This is a genomic window from Rhizobium acidisoli (genome assembly GCF_002531755.2).
Classification (GTDB): domain Bacteria; phylum Pseudomonadota; class Alphaproteobacteria; order Rhizobiales; family Rhizobiaceae; genus Rhizobium; species Rhizobium acidisoli.
In genome coordinates, this window is sequence record NZ_CP034998.1 from 21,892 (window position 1) to 39,570 (window position 17,679).

The following is a 17,679-nucleotide window of genomic DNA, read 5'->3' on the forward strand; positions in this document are numbered from 1 at the left end:
AGAACTCTTCAAAAGAAGATAAGCCGATTGCCGGTGCCATTCAAGAGATTTTTACTCAAGAAATTATCAGCAGAGGGCGTCGATTTCCTCATTGGTCAGCGTATCCGGCAGCACAGTGACCGGGATCGGAAACGCCGCCGCGCGGCCGGCGATCGACGAAACCAGCGGTCCCGGACCTTCCTTCGCCGAACCGGCGGCCAGAACGAGGATCGCCACATCGCGGTCGTCCTCGATCACGGCATTGATCTGTTCGGCCGCACCACCTTCGCGGATGACGATCTCCGGCTCGATGCCGATCGTCTCGCGCACGATCTGGGCGATCTTGGCAACGACTGCCTCGGCCTCCTCGCGCGCCTCGGCCCGCATGATCGCCTCGACGCCGAGCCATTGCTGGAAATCCCCGTCGGGAATGACGTAGAGCAGCACCAGCCCGCCATTGGAATTCTTCGCGCGCCGGCCGGCATAATGAACGGCGCGCTGGCATTCGGGTGTACCGTCGATCACCGCCATGAATTTGCGGCGATGACCTTCGAGCCGTGAGAGTCGCTTCGATACCATGGCGCGGACTCTGACACCCGAAGCGGAAAATTTGCAAGCCCAGTTTTTCCTCTTCTCCCCCCGGGAGAAGGTTCCCTTCGCCCCTAAGCGGGAGAAGAAGAGATCACCCTCAGTAGAGGAAGCCGATCACGTCGCGGACCTGGCGCATCGTCACCTCGGCGCGGGCCCTGGCGCGTTCGCCGCCCTTGCGCAGGATGGCGTCGATATGGCTGGTATCGTCCATCAGCCGGCGCATCTCGCCGGTGATCGGCGCCAGCACATGGATGGCGAGATCGACCAGCGCCGGCTTGAAGACGGAGAATTGCTGGCCGCCGAATTCGGCAAGCACCTCGGCCTTCGATTTGTCGGTCAGCGCCGCATAGATCGCCACCAGATTGTCGGCTTCCGGCCGGCCCTGCAGCCCGTCCACCTCGCTCGGCAAGCCGTCCGGATCGGTCTTTGCCTTGCGGATCTTCTTCGAGATCGCGTCCTCGTCATCCATCAGGTTGATGCGTGAGAGATCGGACGGATCGGATTTCGACATTTTCTTGGTGCCGTCGCGCAGCGACATGACCCGCGGCGCCGGTCCGCCGATCAGCGGCTCCACCATGGGGAAATAGGCATGCACCGGCTCGTTGCCGACGGTGATGTCGACGCCGTAGCCGGTCTTGCGAATATGCTCGGCATAATCGAGGTTGAACTTCATCGCGATATCGCGGGCAAGCTCCAGATGCTGCTTCTGATCCTCACCAACAGGCACATGGGTGGCGCGGTAGACAAGAATATCGGCGGCCATCAGGCTCGGATAGGCGTAAAGGCCGAGCGAGGCCTGCTCGCGGTCCTTGCCGGCCTTGTCCTTGAACTGCGTCATGCGGTTCATCCAGCCGATGCGGGCGACGCAATTGAAGATCCAGGCAAGTTCGGCATGCTGCGGCACGGCCGACTGGTTGAAGACGATATGCTTTTCCGGATCGATACCGGCGGCGATGAAGGCGGCGGCGATCGAGCGCGTCTGGCCGGGCATGTCCTCATGCACGAGCTGGGCGGTGAGCGCATGCATGTCGACGACGCAATAGATGCAGTCATTGCCTTCCTGCAGCGCCACGAAGCGTCGGATCGCGCCGAGATAATTGCCGAGATGCAGATTGCCGGTCGGCTGCACGCCGGAGAATACGAGTTTCTTGAATTCGCTCATGTCGTCCTCAATAGGCTGGTGGAGGGCCCACAGCTTTGGTTTGCTGCATGGCAGCAGGGTTGTTCGCCCATGTTGCTAACGCCGCGGCTTATGCACGGGCAACCGGCCGCAATCAAGGGGTTTGGCCTGCGGCATGCTGGATCAGATCGAAGCTGTTGCCGTAGGGATCGGCAAACACCGCGACCGTGCCGTAAACCTCATGCCGCGGCTCTTCCAGAAAGCGCACGCCGGCTGCAAGCATCGCGGCATGGTCGCGGGCGAAATCATCGGTCTTCAGAAAGAAGCCGACACGGCCGCCCGTCTGATTGCCGATCGCCGCCCGCTGCGTCTCGTTTGCGGCCTGCGCCAGCAGAAAGGCTGCCCCGTCTCCAACCATGGCTCCTCCTCTGGGCTTCACCACCACCCAGCGCTTGCCCTCCGGCTGCGGCTCGTCCTGAAGGCAGTCGAAACCGAGGGCGCCGCAATAGAAAGCCTTGGCGCGGTCGTAGTCGTCGACGACGAGGGTGACGAGGAAAAGCGACTGGATCGTCATGTCATATCTCCTGATTGAGATGTTTATTCCTGGTTGGTTCGGTAATATCCGTTATTTTAAGCCGAATTGATCAAGCGCCTTACTTATAATTGAGTATAAAATTTCACAGAAAAGCTTTTATTGAATTGAAAATCCTCGACCGCGCAGGGGTGTGCGATGGCCGCCCTGTCAACCGCCAGGAGGAACCATGCAGACCGCCAGTTTGCTCACCATGGCAGGCCTTTTCGCCCTACAATCCGCAACCAGCGCCGTCGGTCAAGACAGCAAACGGCCGGTCATTCATCTTCCCAAGCAGGAGGCGCGTCTCGCCTACACGGTCCAGACCGTCAGTGTCCGCACCGGCTGTTTTCCCGCAAGTCTTCAAGCGGTGCTGTCGCATATCGCCGCAAAAACTGGACGCCGGCCGATGATCACCTCCGGCCTCCGGTCGCATCCCCGCCGCCATGGCTCCCTGCATGGAAAATGCCTGGCGGCCGATATCAGGATGCCGGGCCTGTCGGAACGCTCCATCATCGCAGCCGCCAGAAGCGCGCCCGGCATCGGCGGCATCGGCACCTATTGCAACGGCATCGTTCATGTCGATGTCGGGCCGCAGAGGCGATGGGTGGATTGTTGAAGGTGATCCGGAATGCCACCCCTCACCCTCACCCTTGCCGGGGTCGAGCCACCGGTCTCGACCCGTCCTTCGGACCCCCGTCCTGACGGGGAGAGGGGACGTGCCGCGCGAGAGGGTAGATGGGGACGGAGAGGTTGCGGCATATTTCCTTCGCCCCGTTTACGGGGAGAAGGTGGCGGCAGCCGGATGAGGGGCTGCTCTCGGCAATCTCTCTAGCCTTGCGCATCCTCTGCCGCCGCCGGCTTGCGGTTCAGATTGCGGCGGATCATGCCGAGATCGGCGCCGCCGATCAGGAAGGCGGCGGCGAAATAGACCAGCATGGAAATCGCGATCAGCAGCCCCAGCGTGCCGATCTTGGTCAGCAGCGGCGCGCCTGATGCAAGCCAGGGTGCGAAATACTGCTTGAGGAAGACGATGGCAGCCCCCATCACCGCCGCGGCGACGATCAGCAGGGCGGTGCGTTTTGCCAGCGCCCATTCCCATGTCAGATGTCCGCGGCGCAACAGCGTGGTGAACAGCAGCACGGTGCTGATCCAGCCGGCGGTGGCTTCGGCAACGGCGATGCCGGGCGCGCCCATAAAGGGAAAGAGGGTGAGCGCCGTGGCGCAGTTGGTGGCAACGGCGACCGCCGAGAAGCGCATCGGCGTCTTGGTGTCCTCGCGGGCATAGAAGCCCGGCTGCAGCGCCTTGATCAGCACGAAGGCCGGCAGGCCGATGCCGTAGATCGCCAGGATCGCGCCGACGACGGCGGTGTTTTCCTGATGGAAGGCGCCGCGCTCGTAGAGCACGCGGATGATCTCGTCGGAGAGGATCCACAGCGCGAAGGCGGCGGGGATCGTCAGGAACAGCACGAATTCGATCGAGCGGTTCTGCAGGTTTCCGGCTTCGCGCAGGTTGCCGCCCTTCAGCGCCCGCGCAAGTTCCGGCAGCAGCACCACGCCGACGGCGACGCCGACGACGCCGAGCGGCAGCTGATAGATCCGGTCGGCATATTGCAGGGCTGCGATCGCGCCGTCGCGCGACGAGGCGATTGCCTGGCCGATCAGCTGGTTGATCTGGGTAATGCCGCCGGTCACCGCGGCCGGCACCGCAAGGATCAGCAGCCGCTTGACGTTCGGCGTCATCTTCGGGAAGCGGAAGCCGATGCTCATGCCGGCCGCAAGCACGCCGATATAGACGACGGCGAGCTGCAGCACGCCGGCGGCAAGGACACCCCACGACAGGTACCATGCCGTCGCCAGCGGATCGGCGCCGGTATAGAGCGCATAAAACAGCGCCCCGATCATCACCACGTTCAGGAAAACCGGCGCGATTGCCGCGGCAAAGAAATGATGCAGCGAATTCAGCATGCCGCTCATCATCGCCGTCAGCGACATGCACATCAGATAGGGAAACATCACCGCCGCCATGCGGATGGTGATCGAGAACTTGTCGGGATCGTCGGCAAAACCCGGCGCGATGACGAAGCGCACCAAAAGCGGCATGGCAAGCTCCATCACGATGGTGATGAGGAGCAGCACCGAAAACAGCACGCCGAAGACTTCCTCCGAAAAGCGCTTGGCGCCCTCCGTGCCGTTCGCCTCGATCTCCTTGGCAAAAAGCGGCACGAAGGCGGCGTTGAAGGCGCCCTCGGCAAACAGCCGGCGAAACAGGTTGGGGAAGCGGAAGGCGGCGTAGAAGACGTCGGCCATCGGCCCGGTGCCGAGTGCGGCGGCCATCAGCGTTTCGCGGGCGAAACCGAAGATGCGGCTGCCGAGAGTGGCGCCGCCGACGGTTGCGAATTTCTTGACGAGGCTCATGCGTATTGGCTCATGCGGGGGAATCGGCTTTCTTCTCGGCTGACGGCGATGTCCGGGCGGTGGCGGCCGGCGCGATGATGCCGGAGGGCATGCGCTCGCGCAGTTCGTCTTCCTCCTCGGCCATGACGGCCTTCATCCGGGCGGTGATATTGGCGCGCTTGCTGTCGCCGGAGATCTTCTGTCCCACAAGGTCGGTGACGTAGAATGTGTCGATCACCTTCTCGCCGAAGGTTGTGATGCGGGCCGACTGGATGTCGAGCGACAGATCGGAGAGCACGGCGGTGATCTCAGACAGGAGGCCCGGCCGGTCGAGGCATTCGACCTCGATGACCGTGAACTTGTTCGACAGGCTGTTGGTGATGTTGACCGACGGCGGAATGACGAAGGCCTTGCTCTTTTTGCGATTGCGCGCCCGCGTGGCAATGACCTCCGGCAGCCGCTTGCGGCCGGACAGCACGTCCTCGATCATCCGTCCGATCGTCGCGGCTCGACGCAGCTCGTCGGCATCGTCGGTAAATTCGCGGCTGACATGGATGGTGTCGAGCGCCCGACCGTCCGACGTCGTGAAGATCTGCGCGTCGACGATGTTGGCGCCGGCCGCAGCACAGGCGCCGGCGATAACGGCGAGCAGGCGCGGATGGTCGGGCGACAGCACGGTGATTTCGGTGATCGCGTGGAAGCTGTCGGTGCGCACCGTGGTGGCGAGCGCCTGGCCTGATTTGTCGGCCTGGCGGATGAAATGGGCATGGCGGATCTGGTCCTCAAGCGGCACGGAGAGCAGATAGGGCTGGTAGTGCAGCTTGGTATAGGTATTGCGGTCCTTCTGGCTCCAGTCGGCAAGGGCGGCATGCAGCGCCTCGGCGGCGGCGTTGGCGCGCTCCTTGCGGGAGACTTCCGAAAAGCCGCCGGCCAGCAGCAGTTCGGTTTCATAATAGAGCGTGCGCAGAAGCTGGCCTTTCCAGCCGTTCCAGACGCCGGGGCCGACAGCGCGGATATCGCAGATCGTCAGGATCAGCAGCATTTTCAGCCGGTCGAGCGACTGCACCCGGTCGGCAAAATCGGTGATCGTCTTGCGGTCGGTGAGGTCGCGGGTCTGCGCCACCATCGACATGGTCAGATGTTCCTCGATCAGCCAGACGACGATTTCCGTCTGCTTCTGCGACAGGCCGAAGCGGCCGCAGAGCTTGCGGGCGACGCGGGCGCCGGCAATCGAATGATCCTCCAGGCGGCCCTTGGCGATGTCGTGCAGGAGAACTGCGACAAAAAGCGCCTCGCGGTCTTCGATGCCTGAGAACAGCTTGTTGGCGAGCGGATGCAGATCCTCGGCGCGTGCCTGATCGATCTCGGAGAGCACGTCGACGGTGCGGATCAGATGTTCGTCGACCGTATAGTGGTGATACATGTTGAACTGCATCATCGCGACGATCTTGCCGAATTCGGGGATGAAGCGGCCAAGCACGCCGGCCTCGTTCATCCGCCGCAGGATGAGCGCCGGATCGCGCTTCGACGTCAGGATCGACATGAACAGCCGGTTCGCCTCGTCGTTTTCCCTGAGCCGATTGTCGATCAGGGCAAGCGAACGAGTGACGCGTTTCAGCGCGTCCGGATGGAATTCCAGCCCGTTGATGTCGGCGACGTGGAAGAGCCGGAGGATGCTGACGGGATCGCGCTTGAACACGTCGGCATCGGCAAGCGCGATGCGGCCGCGATCCTCGACGAATTCGACGCTGCCGGCGATCTTGCGGTTGCGATGGGTGAAGCGGCTGATGACGCCGGTCAGGCCCGGGATCGACTTCGCCTGCTGGTCTTCAAGTGCGGCGCAAAGGATGCGGGTGAGATCACCGACATCCTTGGCGACGAGGAAATAGTGCTTCATGAAACGCTCGACGGCCGAAAGGCCCGGGCGGGTGTGATAACCGAAGGCTTCGGCGATTTCGCGCTGAATGTCGAAAGACAGGCGCTCCTCGGCCTTGCCTGTGAGGAAGTGCATATGGCAGCGCACCGCCCAGAGAAAATCGTCGGCTTTCTCGAGCAGACGGTATTCGTGCTTCGACAAGACGCCGAGCTTGACCAGTTCGGCCTGGTCGCGCACGTGATAATAATATTTCGAGATCCAGAACAGCGTGTGCAGGTCGCGAAGCCCGCCCTTGCCTTCCTTGACGTTCGGCTCGACGAGATAGCGCGTGTCGCCCGCCTTGCGGTGGCGCTCGTCGCGCTCGGCAAGCTTGGCGGCGATGAACTCGGGGCCGGTGCCGGTGACGATTTCCTTGTCGAAGCGGGTCTCGAGCTCGGTTTCCAGCCGCTGCAGGCCGCAGATGTAGCGCATCTCCAGGATGGCCGTGCGGATCGTCATGTCGGACTTGGAAAGCGCGATGCATTCCTCCACCGTGCGGGTGGCATGGCCGACTTTAAAGCCCATGTCCCAGAGCACGTAGAGCATGAACTCCACCGCCTTGTGCGTCTCCTCGGTCGGTCGCGGCGGGAAGAGGAAGAGCAGGTCGATATCCGAGCCGGGCGCCAGCGTGTCGCGGCCGTAGCCGCCGACGGCGGTAACCGCGAACTTGTCCTTCTGCTGCGGAAAGATATGGGCGGTGGCGAACTTGTAGAGGACGGTGATGATCTGGTCCTGCAGCCAGGAAATCCGATAGGCGCAATTCAGCCCGCCGCCATCGGCCATCAGTGCGGCCCGCGCCTTCTGCCGGCCTTCCGTGCTTGCTTTTTTCAGAACCGCCAGCAGGTCGGCGCGCAGCACGTCGGGCCGGTTGCGGTTGGCCTCGGCAACGGCGTCGCACTGCTTCTGCAACAGCTCGACGTCGAGAATATGGGAAAAATCAAGCTCGCGCATCGCTGTCGCCGGGGCGGTTTCCTGTTCATGCCGGGCGGCCGCATCCGGGCTCGCCTCGTGTTTCGTCCGCATGCGCTATAACCCCTTTATCAGGCGATTGACACGGGCCCTCATATTGCAAGAACCTTTAAATTTGGCGAAATGGTGTTGGTCAGCCGCGCGACGGCTTTCCTGAAAACTCAGGTGGTGGCCCGCGCATTCAGCAAATGCAGCACCTGCCGCGTCTCTCTCATGATCTCCTCAAGCGACTGTCTGTCGCACTCGCGATAGCCGGCCTTGGCGATCGACGTTCCGAGTTCCGAGATCATAGCGCAGCAGCGGGTAATTTTCAGCATGCCGATCGGCGACGTCCAGCCGCGCGCATTGCGATCGGCGTCGGCGCGCCGCATCGTGTCGAGCATGGAGCAGATGAGCGAGAGGCGCTCCGTTTCGCGTATCAGCTTTTCCATGAACATCGCGTGCCGCTGCCCTATTTCAATTTTTTCTTGAGGTCGTAAAGCGCGTCCATTGCCTCGCGCGGCGTCATGTCGTCAAGGCTCATCGCCTTCAGCGTCTCCTCGACCTTTGAGGGTCCGCGAGCGGTATCCTCGCGGCGCACCGCCACCTGGAAGAGCGGCAGGTCGTCGATCAGCTGGCTCGCCGGGTTCTTGCGGTCGGCATCTTCGAGACGGGTGAGCACATCGCGGGCCCGCGTCACCACCGAGGCCGGAAGCCCGGCAAGGCGGGCGACCTGGATGCCGTAGGAGCGATCGGCCGCCCCCGGCCCGACCTCATGCAGGAAGATGACGTCGCCGTCCCATTCCTTGACGCGCATCGTGGCGTTCGATAGCCGGCCAAGCTTTTCCGAAAGCACGGTCAGCTCATGGAAATGCGTGGCGAAGAGGCCGCGGCAGCGGTTGGCCTCGTGCAGGTGCTCGACGGAGGCCCAGGCGATCGACAGGCCATCGAAGGTGGCGGTGCCGCGGCCGATCTCGTCGAGGATGACGAGCGAGCGGTCGCTCGCCTGGTTGAGGATCGCAGCGGTCTCGACCATCTCGACCATGAAGGTGGAGCGCCCACGCGCCAGGTCGTCGGAGGCGCCGACGCGCGAGAAAAGCCGGTCGACGATGCCGATATGGGCTGAGGTCGCCGGCACGAAGGAGCCCATCTGCGCCAGGATGGCTATCAGCGCGTTCTGCCGCAGGAAGGTCGATTTGCCGCCCATGTTCGGGCCGGTCAAGAGCCAGATCGCGCCGTCCTTGTCGCCTGCCTTCGGCGAAAGATCGCAATTGTTGGCGACGAAGGGGCCGCCCGCCTGCCGCCGCAGCGCCTGTTCGACGACCGGATGGCGGCCGCCCTCGATGGCAAACATCTTCGAGCCGTCGACCTGCGGACGGCAATAGGCCTGCTGCTCGGCGAGAAGCGCCAGGCTAGCTGCAACGTCGATGACGGCAAGCGCCCTCGCGCCGGATTTGATCGCCTCGGCTTCCGCAACCACGGCCGCCGTCATCTTCTCGAAAGCGGCGAGCTCGATCGTCAGCGCCCGATCGGCGGCATTGGCGATGCGGCTTTCGAGATCGGCAAGTTCGGTGGTGGTGAAACGCATCGCGCTCGCCATCGTCTGGCGGTGGATGAAGCGGGCCTTGGCCTCAGCCGTGTCCGTCATCGGCGAGGCATTGCCGGCGGTCACCTCGATGAAATAGCCGAGGATGTTGTTGTGCTTGATCTTCAGAGACCGGATGCCGGTCTCTTCGGCATATTGCAGTTGCAGACCGGCGATCACCCGGCGCGACTGGTCGCGCAGCGCCCGGACCTCGTCGAGCTCGGCGCTGGCGCCGTCGCGCAGGAAGCCGCCGTCACGCTTCAGCAGCGGCAATTCGTCGGCAAGCGTCTCGGCCAGCAGGGTTTCGAGCGTTGCGGGAAGGGCCCGCAGCCCGGACAGTGCCTGGCCAAGCTCTTCCGGCAGCATCGCGCTTGCGAGCATGGCTACCACGTCGTTCGCTGCCTGCAGGCCCTGGCGGATGGCTGAGAGATCGCGCGGGCCGCCGCGGTCGAGCGCCAGGCGCGACAGCGCCCGCGGCATGTCGGGCACATGTTTCAGCGTGTCGCGGAGATTGCCGCAGAGCGAGGGTTCGTCGATCAGGAAGCCGATCGAATCGAGCCGCGCATTGATGCGGGCGGGGTCGGTCAGCGGCGACATCAGCCGCTCGGCCAGAAGCCGCGCGCCGCCGCCGGTAACGGTGCGGTCGATCGCTTTCAGCAATGAGCCGTTGCGGTCGCCCGACAGCGTGCGGGCCAGCTCCAGGTTGGCGCGGGTGGCGGGATCGATGAACAGCGTCGACGCCGCACTTTCCCGCTCCGGCTTTCCAAGCGGCGGCCGCTCGGCGATCTGCGTCTTCTCGACATAGGCGACGGCGGCGGCCGCCGCCGCCAGTTCGGCGCGCGAGAAGGTGCCGAAGCCATCGAGCGTCGAGACACCGAAATACCGCGCGATCCGGCCTTCGGCGCTGGCGCTGTCGAAGAGCACGGCAGGCTGCGGCACCGCGGTGCGGCCGAGCACGTCGAAGACCGGCTTGAGTTCCGGATCGTGGAAGATCGTCTCCGGCAGGATCAGTTCGCGCGGATCGATGCGCAGGATATCGGCAAGCAGCCGCGAGGCTTCGGTTTCGGCCAGCCGGAAGACGCCGGTGGAAATATCGATCCAGGCAAGCGCCAGCAAGGGCTCTGCCCCGCCGCGAATGCGGGTCAGCGCCATCAGATAGTTGGATTCCGAGGGCGAAAGCAGCTTTTCCTCGGTGATCGTGCCCGGCGTGACCAGGCGGACGACATCGCGTTTGACGACGGATTTGCCACCGCGTTTTTTCGCTTCGGCCGGATCCTCGATCTGCTCGCAGACGGCGACGCGGAAACCGAGCGAGATCAGTTTCTGCAGATAGTCGTCGGCCGCATGCACCGGAACGCCGCACATCGGGATATCCTGGCCCATGTGCTGGCCGCGCTTCGTCAGCGTGATGCCGAGGGCGCGGGAGGCTTCCAGCGCATCCTCGAAGAACAGCTCGTAGAAATCGCCCATGCGATAGAAGAGCAGCGAACCCGGATTGTTCGCCTTGATCTCGATATATTGCTCCATCATCGGCGTCGCCGAGGCACGGCTTTCCGCCGTGGCAAGCTCGGCAGCCGAAAAGGCTTCATTCTCTGTGTCTATTCGTGCGTTCACGGAGGTGCAGTTTTTCCCAAAAAAACAGGTGCCAACCCTATCCGCGCGCCGCTATAGATGACAACAGCATTTGAGGAAGAGCGAAGCGTCGCCCACAGGACGTTGGAGGATTTATGCCCGATATCGATAAGAAAGACCGGCCGGCGACATCAGTTACCGACCAGGAGGCGCTCGATTTTCACGCCACGGGCCGGCCCGGCAAACTGGAAGTCGTCCCGACCAAGCCGATGGCGACCCAGCGCGACCTGTCGCTTGCCTATTCGCCGGGTGTCGCCGTGCCCGTCAAGGCGATCGCCGCCGATCCGCAGACGGCTTACGATTACACCGCCCGCGGCAATATGGTCGCCGTCATTTCCAACGGCACGGCGATCCTCGGTCTCGGCAATCTCGGCGCGCTGGCCTCCAAGCCCGTGATGGAAGGCAAGGCGGTGCTGTTCAAGCGCTTCGCCGACGTCGATTCGATCGACCTCGAAATCGATACGGAAAATGTCGACGAGTTCATCAACTGCGTGCGCTTCCTCGGCCCCTCCTTCGGCGGCATCAACCTCGAGGATATCAAAGCGCCGGATTGTTTCGTCATCGAAAGCCGGCTGCGCGAGCTGATGGACATCCCGGTCTTCCACGACGACCAGCACGGAACGGCGATCATCGCCGCCGCCGGCCTGATCAACGCGCTGGAACTGACCGGCCGCGACCTGAAGACGACCAAGCTTGTCTGCAACGGCGCCGGTGCTGCGGCGATCGCCTGTATCGAGCTCATCAAGGCGATGGGCTTTGCGCCGGAAAATATCATCCTCTGCGACACCAAGGGCGTCATCTATCAGGGCCGCACCGAGGGCATGAACCAGTGGAAATCGGCGCATGCGGCAAAGACCGATACACGCACGCTTGAGGAGGCGATGGACGGCGCCGATGTCGTTTTCGGCTTGTCGCAGAAGGGCGCCTTCTCGGCCGAGATGATCCGCTCGATGGCGGATCGGCCGATCATCTTCGCCATGGCCAATCCCGATCCCGAAATCACCCCGGAAGAGGTGGCCCGCATCCGCGACGACGCCATCATGGCGACCGGCCGCTCGGACTACCCGAACCAGGTCAACAACGTTCTCGGCTTTCCCTATATCTTCCGCGGCGCCCTCGACGTGCGCGCCTCGACAATCAACGACGCGATGAAGATCGCCGCCGTCAAGGCGCTGGCAAATCTTGCCCGCGAGGACGTGCCGGATGACGTGGTTGCCGCCTATCAGGGCAACCGGCCGCGCTTCGGCTCGCAATACATCATCCCGGTTCCTTTCGACCCGCGGCTGATCTCGGCGATCCCGGTCGCGGTCGCGGAAGCGGCGATCGAAACCGGCGTCGCCCGCAAGGTCATCACCGACATGGCGGGTTATGCCCGCGAGCTTTCGGCGCGCCGCGATCCGATCGCCTCGACGCTTGCCAGCCTCTACGAGCGGGTGCGCCGCCGCCCGAAGCGGATCGTCTTTGCCGAGGCCGAGGAAGAACAGGTCCTGCGCGCAGCACTCTCTTACGCCAACCAGCAGCTCGGCACCGCCATCCTGCTCGGCCGCGAGGACCTGATCCGATCGACGGCCGAACGCGCAGGCATCGATCTCAACCGGCCGGGGCTGGAAATCGTCAATGCTCGTATTTCCACCCGGGTCGAGGCCTATATCGACTATCTCTATGCCAGGCTGCAGCGGCACGGTTATCTCCACCGCGACGTCCAGCGGTTGATCCACAACGACCGCAACCACTTCGCCGCCACCATGGTGGCGCTCGGCGATGCCGACGGCATGGTGACGGGCATCACCCGCAATTATTCGACAGCGCTGGAAGATGTGCGCCGCTGCATCGATGAAAAGCCCGGCCACCGCGTCATCGGCGTCTCGTTGGCGCTCTGCCGCGGCCGCACGGTCTTCGTGGCCGATACCGCGGTGCACGACATGCCGACGGCCGAGCAGCTTGCCGATATCGCCGAAGAGGCCGCCGGTCTGGCGCGGCGCATGGGTTATCAGCCGCGTGTCGCCATGCTTGCCTATTCCACCTTCGGCCATCCCTCCGGCGAACGCTCCGAGCGGGTGCGCGAGGCGGTGAAGATCCTCGACAAGCGCCGCGTCGATTTCGAATATGACGGTGAGATGGCCGCCGATGTCGCACTGAACCGCAAGGTGATGGAGCAATATCCCTTCTGCCGCCTCTCGGGTCCCGCCAACGTGCTCGTCATGCCGGCTTTCCACTCGGCCTCGATCTCGACCAAGATGTTGCAGGAGCTCGGCGGCTCCACGGTGATCGGCCCGATCCTCGTTGGTCTCGACAAGCCGGTGCAGATCACCTCGATGGGCGCCAAGGACAGCGACATCGTCAACATGGCGGCGATCGCCGCCTATGGCGCGGGTTCGTAAACTCTCGGCCTTCCCTGTGAGACGCATTTCGTGCCCGGCCGACAGCACCTCGGCCGGGCACAGCTTTTTGTGGCTTACGCATCCAGGAGACGGTTGAAAGGGTTCATCCGATAAGTCATATAAGTCATACTTTTGATGCGATAATCTTATACGCGAGGCATAATTTAATATTTCATCAGCCGTTTGGGTTCCCATGCCGGAAAATGCATCCGCCAATTTCAGCCCCCGATTTCAGGGGGCAACTTTCGACGACATGGTCGAGGCGCTGACCAAGGGGTTCGGTTCGTTCGACGCATGGCGCCATGGTCGAGAAAAACCCCTCGACTGGAAGGTCGGGTTTTGGGGTGATGAGAGGTTGTCGCTGGTCAGCAACCAGGATTCCGGCGGCTGGGGTGCAAGAACGGGACAGGGAACGCCGGAAACTCTGGCCATCGTCGTTCCGCGCACCGGTGCTCTCGACGCAGCCTTTGGTCGGACTGTGGCCGAAGCGACACCCGGTCGGCTGTTGTTGATGAACAATATCGAGCCGGAACGGGTTTCCGTGAGGGCAGCCCCGCACCGCTCGGACACACTCAGTCTGAGCTGGACGATCCTGGCGCAGACCGTCGCCTCCGTCTTGGAGACCCCGCTGATCGGGTCATTGGACTTGGTGCCGGTCGTTGATCGTTCCACGGCAGCGGGACAGTTGATCGGCAATCTCGCCCAAACGATGATCATCGGCATGCGCAACAACGGCCCGCTGCTTCACTCGCCGATTGCCATGCTGAACCTGATGCAGATGTTTGCCGATCTGGTGGTGCGCACGATTCCTCATCGGCTCTCGCATCTTCTTGACAAGAAAATCCACCTGATCGCGCCGCGGCACGTCCGTCGGGCAATTGAATTTATGCATGCGAACATCGCACAGCCGTTGACAATGCAGAGTGTCGCGGAGGCGGCAGGCATTTCCATTCGTGCTCTGGAAGTCGGCTTTCGCGCCTTCAAGGGAACCACGCCGTCGGCCTACCTCAGGACGATCCGCCTGCAAGCGGTCCGGGAGGATCTGCGCGATCCTTCAAACCGGCAGCCGTTGCGGGACATCTGTCTGAAGTGGGGATTCTTTCACCTCGGCCGTTTTGCGGCAACCTATCGGGCGGCGTATGGCGAGAACCCGTCGGACACGCGAAGGCGATTCGAGATATGAGGGCGCGCCATCGGCGAGCCTAAAGCGCGTCGCGATCTTTCAGTTTTAATGCACGTCGCCCGGAAGTGTGCAGCGGTTCCGGGATAACGACATGCATCGAAACAAAGAGCTTTAGCTCGCGAAGCGGCCGGCGTCGGCGCCGTAATAATTCAGGTAGCGGTCGGAAATGCTGGAGATCGGCAGCACGATCAGCACGTCGGTCGTGTTGAAGGCGTGATCGATGACGGCGCTGGAGCCGACCATCGCGCCCAAGCGCATGTAACCCTTGATCAGCGGCGGTAGCGCCATCAGCGCCCGCTTCGGGTTGACGGCCTCGACCGGCATCAGGTCCATGTTGCGGGCGAGATGCGGCAATGCGCTGACGGCCCATTCGTTCTTCGCCAGCACATTATGGTAGAGGAAAGACAGCGCCAGCGCATGGCCCTCCAGATAGACGCCGGGGAACGAGGCGCAGCCGAACATGGCGCTGACACCGTGCTTCAGCGCATAGGCCCAGTTGCCCTGCCACAGCAGCTCGACGGTGCGTTTGGTGCGATATTCCGGCAGCACGCAGGAACGGCCGAGTTCCATGAAGCGCTTATCCGGATGTTTGGCAAGGAGGCCCTCGATCTCGAATTCGGAAGCCGAGTAAAAACCGCCATTGGCCATGGCGACATCCTGGCGCAGCAGCCGGTAGGTGCCGACGATCTGGTCTTCCGGGTCACCCTCGATCGTCCGGTCGAGAACGAGAAGATGGTCGCAGAAGGCGTCATAAGCATCGACATCACGCTGGCGGCGCATGGCCTCCAGCGGCAGTTGCGCCTTCATTTCGTCGACGAAGACACGGTAACGCACGGCCTGGGCGGCATCGATCTCGCGCGCCGTGCGGGCAAGTCGGGTTTCCAGATTGCCGATGCGGCCGAGGATGTCGCCGTCCTTCTGCGCAGCCGCCGTCGAGGGCGGTGCAGCCTCGGTGGTGTCACGATTCAGGATGTCGATGGCGGACATGGCGATTCTCCCGTTGCCGGCTTATCGACGCCATAAAACACTTCTCTGCGACAGGAAAGTGACATATTGAATTTGTGAACGCAAGAAGCATGCCGGGCCCGCGGCACGTTATCGCGCCTCCGCCCGGCGGGCGGAAAGTGCGGCGACCGCCTGAACTTCGGTCAGCAGCCGCACCGGGTCGACCGGCTTCACCATCACCCGGTTGGCGCCGTTCAGCAACACCTGGCGGCGCGATTCGTCGCTCTTGTCGGCGGTCAGCACAATCACCGGCACCGAAGCCAGATCGAGCCGTCTTTCGTGGCCGCGCAGGCGTCCAAGCATGTCGATGCCGTTGCCGCCGGGCATCGACAGGTCGCTGATGATGATATCGGGCCGGGCATTCGCCTCGCAGAGAGCGCAATCGAGCAGCGCTTCGAAATCCTCGACATGGCGCACCTCATGCCCGCCCTTTTCGAGCACGACGCGCACCAGCATGGCGTTGATCGGATCGTCCTCGCCAAGCAGGATGTTGAGCCCGCTGGCGGCAACTATCGGCTCCGCCGCCGAAAGGCCGAAGCCCGGCTGGTTGTCGTTCAGCGCGTCGCGCTTCTCCATGCCGCGCATGCGCCCGCGCAGTACGTCGATCAGCGACTGTTCGCGCAGCGGCCGGATGAGCCAGGCATCGAAGAGGTCGAGCGGATGGGCGCTGCGCTCCTCCGGATTGACGAGCAGGACCTTGCGCAGCCCAAGGGCGGCGATTTCGGCGCGATCGGCAAGATGGGCGGCAAATTCCGCCGACATGCGATGGTCGATGATGATATCGGTCGGCCGCTTTCCGCTATTGGCCAAGCCGAGCAGCGTCGCCCGCGCGCTCTCGCCGTCGGCGACGAGATGGCAGAGGCCGCCAAGCGTGGTGATCGTCTCGGCGATGGCGGTGCGCGCAGCACCTGTCGGCGCCAGGAGCACGACGCTGTTGCCGGCAAGCAGTGTATTGCGCCGGTCGGGGCGCTCGCTGCCGATATCGACGGGGAAGCGGATGGTGAATTCGCTGCCTCTGCCCTTTTCGCTGGCAACCGTCAGCGTGCCATTGAATTCGCGCATGATGCGGGCAGAGATGGCAAGGCCGAGCCCGGTGCCGCTGCTCCTGTCGGCAACGGTCCCGCCCTGCTCGAACTCGCCGAAGACGCGCGCCTGCTCCTCCGCCGTCATGCCGGGGCCGCTATCGGTGACGGTGATGGACAGGTCGTCGGCATCGAGCGACACGCGAATGAAGACGCCGCCGACCTGGGTGAACTTCACCGCATTGCCAATGACGTTGAACAGAACCTGGCGCAGCCGCGCCGGGTCGAAGCTCATATTCTCCGGCACATCAGAGGATACCGTGGCGCCGATCTCGATGCCCTTTTCATGCGCCCGGTGGGCGAGCATCTCGACGACGCTTTCCAGAAGCTTGCGCAGCGATTCCGAGCGCGGGTGCAGCGCGAAGCGGCCGACCTCGATGGTGGAGAAATCGAGCAGATCCTCGACCAACTGCGTCAGCGCGTGGCCGGACTGGCGGATATTGGCGAGATAGTCCTGCTGCTCCTGCGTCAGCCGCGTCTCGGCGAGCAGATGCGTCATGCCGAGCAGGCCGGACAGCGGCGTGCGCACCTCGTGGCTGACGGTGGCAAGCAGCCTCGATTTGGCGGCGCTGTTATATTCGGCCTTCTGGCGGGCCTCCTCGCGGCCCTGCGCGATCAACCGTTCGTCGGTCACGTCACGCGCGACACTCTGCAGCAGCAGCCGGCCGTTTGCCGGGTCGCGGGTGACGACGTCGCGCCAGAGAAAGATGCGCTGGCCGTCCGGTGTCGAGATCTCGACATCGAAGCAGTGCGGTATCGGGCCGGGGCGAAAGGCAAGCCCGATCTCCTCGCAACTGTGTCCTTCGGGACGCAGCCGCCCGGTCAGGCGGCGAAACGTATCGTTGGCGGAGATGATGCGCCGGTCCATGCTGCGGCTGACGGTGATATCGCCGAGCACGTCATGGACGTCTGCGAAGAGCTTGGCGCCGTCGTTCCAATCCGGCAGGGATTTGCCGCCGCTAGGGGGCCTGCGCCGGCGAAACATCAGGACGGCATAGCTTGATATGACGGCAAGGCCGAGGACGACAAGACCGCCCGAAAGCAGCAGAGGATCGCCGGCATGAGCAAGCAGCGTCAGGATCAATGCGGCAAGCAGGCCAGCGCCGCCAAGCCAATAGACCAGCAGGCGCCGTGTCGCTGCAGACCCCACCTTGGCGTCGTCGGCCGCTTGAGGCGCCGATGTGCCGGGTCGCGAGAAGAACTCCGCCATCCGCTCTTCACGCGGCTTGGCGGCGGGTCCGCCGAAGGCGGCGGACAATCTTTCCTGCAACTGTCCCAGATTGTGCATGC

At 63.3% G+C, this 17,679-nt stretch carries 12 protein-coding genes; 3 read left to right on the forward strand and 9 right to left on the reverse strand.

The genetic code is table 11. The features are described 5' to 3' along the window. Positions 1–66: 66 nt before the first annotated feature. The 3 genes from CO657_RS00125 to CO657_RS00135 form a co-directional block, all read right to left on the reverse strand. Positions 67–558, reverse strand: a complete 492-nt coding sequence (locus CO657_RS00125) for a universal stress protein (protein ID WP_003583845.1) — start codon at positions 556–558, stop codon at positions 67–69. Positions 559–667: 109 nt separating this feature from the next. Then, entirely contained in the window at positions 668–1,732 is a 1,065-nt protein-coding gene (trpS, locus tag CO657_RS00130) for a tryptophan--tRNA ligase (protein WP_054182035.1), read from the reverse strand. 112 nt (positions 1,733–1,844) lie between these two features. Beyond that, positions 1,845–2,264, reverse strand: coding sequence for a VOC family protein (locus CO657_RS00135; protein ID WP_054182034.1), 420 nt, complete (start codon positions 2,262–2,264; stop codon positions 1,845–1,847). Positions 2,265–2,451: 187 nt separating this feature from the next. Between CO657_RS00135 and CO657_RS00140 the strand changes: the two genes are divergently transcribed. Beyond that, positions 2,452–2,880, forward strand: a complete 429-nt coding sequence (locus CO657_RS00140; RefSeq protein ID WP_003588982.1) for a YcbK family protein — start codon at positions 2,452–2,454, stop codon at positions 2,878–2,880. 212 nt (positions 2,881–3,092) lie between these two features. On the opposite strand, the gene murJ is transcribed toward CO657_RS00140, so the two are convergent. The 4 genes from murJ to mutS form a co-directional block, all read right to left on the reverse strand. Further along, positions 3,093–4,679 carry a murein biosynthesis integral membrane protein MurJ gene (murJ, locus tag CO657_RS00145; protein WP_054182033.1) on the reverse strand — a complete coding sequence of 529 codons (1,587 nt, stop codon included), beginning with the start codon at positions 4,677–4,679 and terminating at the stop codon, positions 3,093–3,095. Between the two features lie 10 nt (positions 4,680–4,689). After that, the gene (locus CO657_RS00150; RefSeq protein WP_054182032.1) at positions 4,690–7,596 is read right to left on the reverse strand and encodes a [protein-PII] uridylyltransferase; all 2,907 of its coding nucleotides are present in this window, start codon (positions 7,594–7,596) and stop codon (positions 4,690–4,692) included. A gap of 107 nt (positions 7,597–7,703) precedes the next feature. Continuing rightward, a complete protein-coding gene (locus CO657_RS00155) occupies positions 7,704–7,979 on the reverse strand; it encodes a hypothetical protein (protein ID WP_054182031.1) in 276 nt (91 codons plus the stop codon). Between the two features lie 14 nt (positions 7,980–7,993). Beyond that, the gene (mutS, locus tag CO657_RS00160; protein ID WP_054182030.1) at positions 7,994–10,720 is read right to left on the reverse strand and encodes a DNA mismatch repair protein MutS; all 2,727 of its coding nucleotides are present in this window, start codon (positions 10,718–10,720) and stop codon (positions 7,994–7,996) included. A 113-nt stretch (positions 10,721–10,833) separates the two neighbouring features. Between mutS and CO657_RS00165 the strand changes: the two genes are divergently transcribed. Further along, positions 10,834–13,119, forward strand: a complete 2,286-nt coding sequence (locus tag CO657_RS00165; protein ID WP_003588976.1) for an NADP-dependent malic enzyme — start codon at positions 10,834–10,836, stop codon at positions 13,117–13,119. A gap of 193 nt (positions 13,120–13,312) precedes the next feature. Beyond that, a complete protein-coding gene (locus tag CO657_RS00170; RefSeq protein WP_054182029.1) occupies positions 13,313–14,302 on the forward strand; it encodes a helix-turn-helix transcriptional regulator in 990 nt (329 codons plus the stop codon). A gap of 111 nt (positions 14,303–14,413) precedes the next feature. On the opposite strand, the gene olsB is transcribed toward CO657_RS00170, so the two are convergent. Both olsB and CO657_RS00180 read right to left on the reverse strand, forming a co-directional pair. Beyond that, positions 14,414–15,289 carry a l-ornithine N(alpha)-acyltransferase gene (gene olsB, locus CO657_RS00175; protein ID WP_054182028.1) on the reverse strand — a complete coding sequence of 292 codons (876 nt, stop codon included), beginning with the start codon at positions 15,287–15,289 and terminating at the stop codon, positions 14,414–14,416. Between the two features lie 108 nt (positions 15,290–15,397). Continuing rightward, positions 15,398–17,677 carry a PAS domain-containing hybrid sensor histidine kinase/response regulator gene (locus CO657_RS00180; RefSeq protein WP_054182027.1) on the reverse strand — a complete coding sequence of 760 codons (2,280 nt, stop codon included), beginning with the start codon at positions 17,675–17,677 and terminating at the stop codon, positions 15,398–15,400. Positions 17,678–17,679: the final 2 nt, after the last annotated feature.

Excerpts from the sequence above, each read along its gene's own strand:
- CO657_RS00180 (WP_054182027.1), bottom strand. The coding sequence starts at position 17,677 with ATGCACAATCTGGGACAGTTGCAGGAAAGATTGTCCGCCGCCTTCGGC.
- CO657_RS00155 (WP_054182031.1), bottom strand. The coding sequence starts at position 7,979 with ATGTTCATGGAAAAGCTGATACGCGAAACGGAGCGCCTCTCGCTCATC.
- trpS (WP_054182035.1), bottom strand. The coding sequence starts at position 1,732 with ATGAGCGAATTCAAGAAACTCGTATTCTCCGGCGTGCAGCCGACCGGC.
- olsB (WP_054182028.1), bottom strand. The coding sequence starts at position 15,289 with ATGTCCGCCATCGACATCCTGAATCGTGACACCACCGAGGCTGCACCG.
- murJ (WP_054182033.1), bottom strand. The coding sequence starts at position 4,679 with ATGAGCCTCGTCAAGAAATTCGCAACCGTCGGCGGCGCCACTCTCGGC.
- CO657_RS00170 (WP_054182029.1), top strand. The coding sequence starts at position 13,313 with ATGCCGGAAAATGCATCCGCCAATTTCAGCCCCCGATTTCAGGGGGCA.
- CO657_RS00165 (WP_003588976.1), top strand. The coding sequence starts at position 10,834 with ATGCCCGATATCGATAAGAAAGACCGGCCGGCGACATCAGTTACCGAC.
- CO657_RS00140 (WP_003588982.1), top strand. The coding sequence starts at position 2,452 with ATGCAGACCGCCAGTTTGCTCACCATGGCAGGCCTTTTCGCCCTACAA.
- CO657_RS00150 (WP_054182032.1), bottom strand. The coding sequence starts at position 7,596 with ATGCGGACGAAACACGAGGCGAGCCCGGATGCGGCCGCCCGGCATGAA.
- CO657_RS00135 (WP_054182034.1), bottom strand. The coding sequence starts at position 2,264 with ATGACGATCCAGTCGCTTTTCCTCGTCACCCTCGTCGTCGACGACTAC.
- CO657_RS00125 (WP_003583845.1), bottom strand. The coding sequence starts at position 558 with ATGGTATCGAAGCGACTCTCACGGCTCGAAGGTCATCGCCGCAAATTC.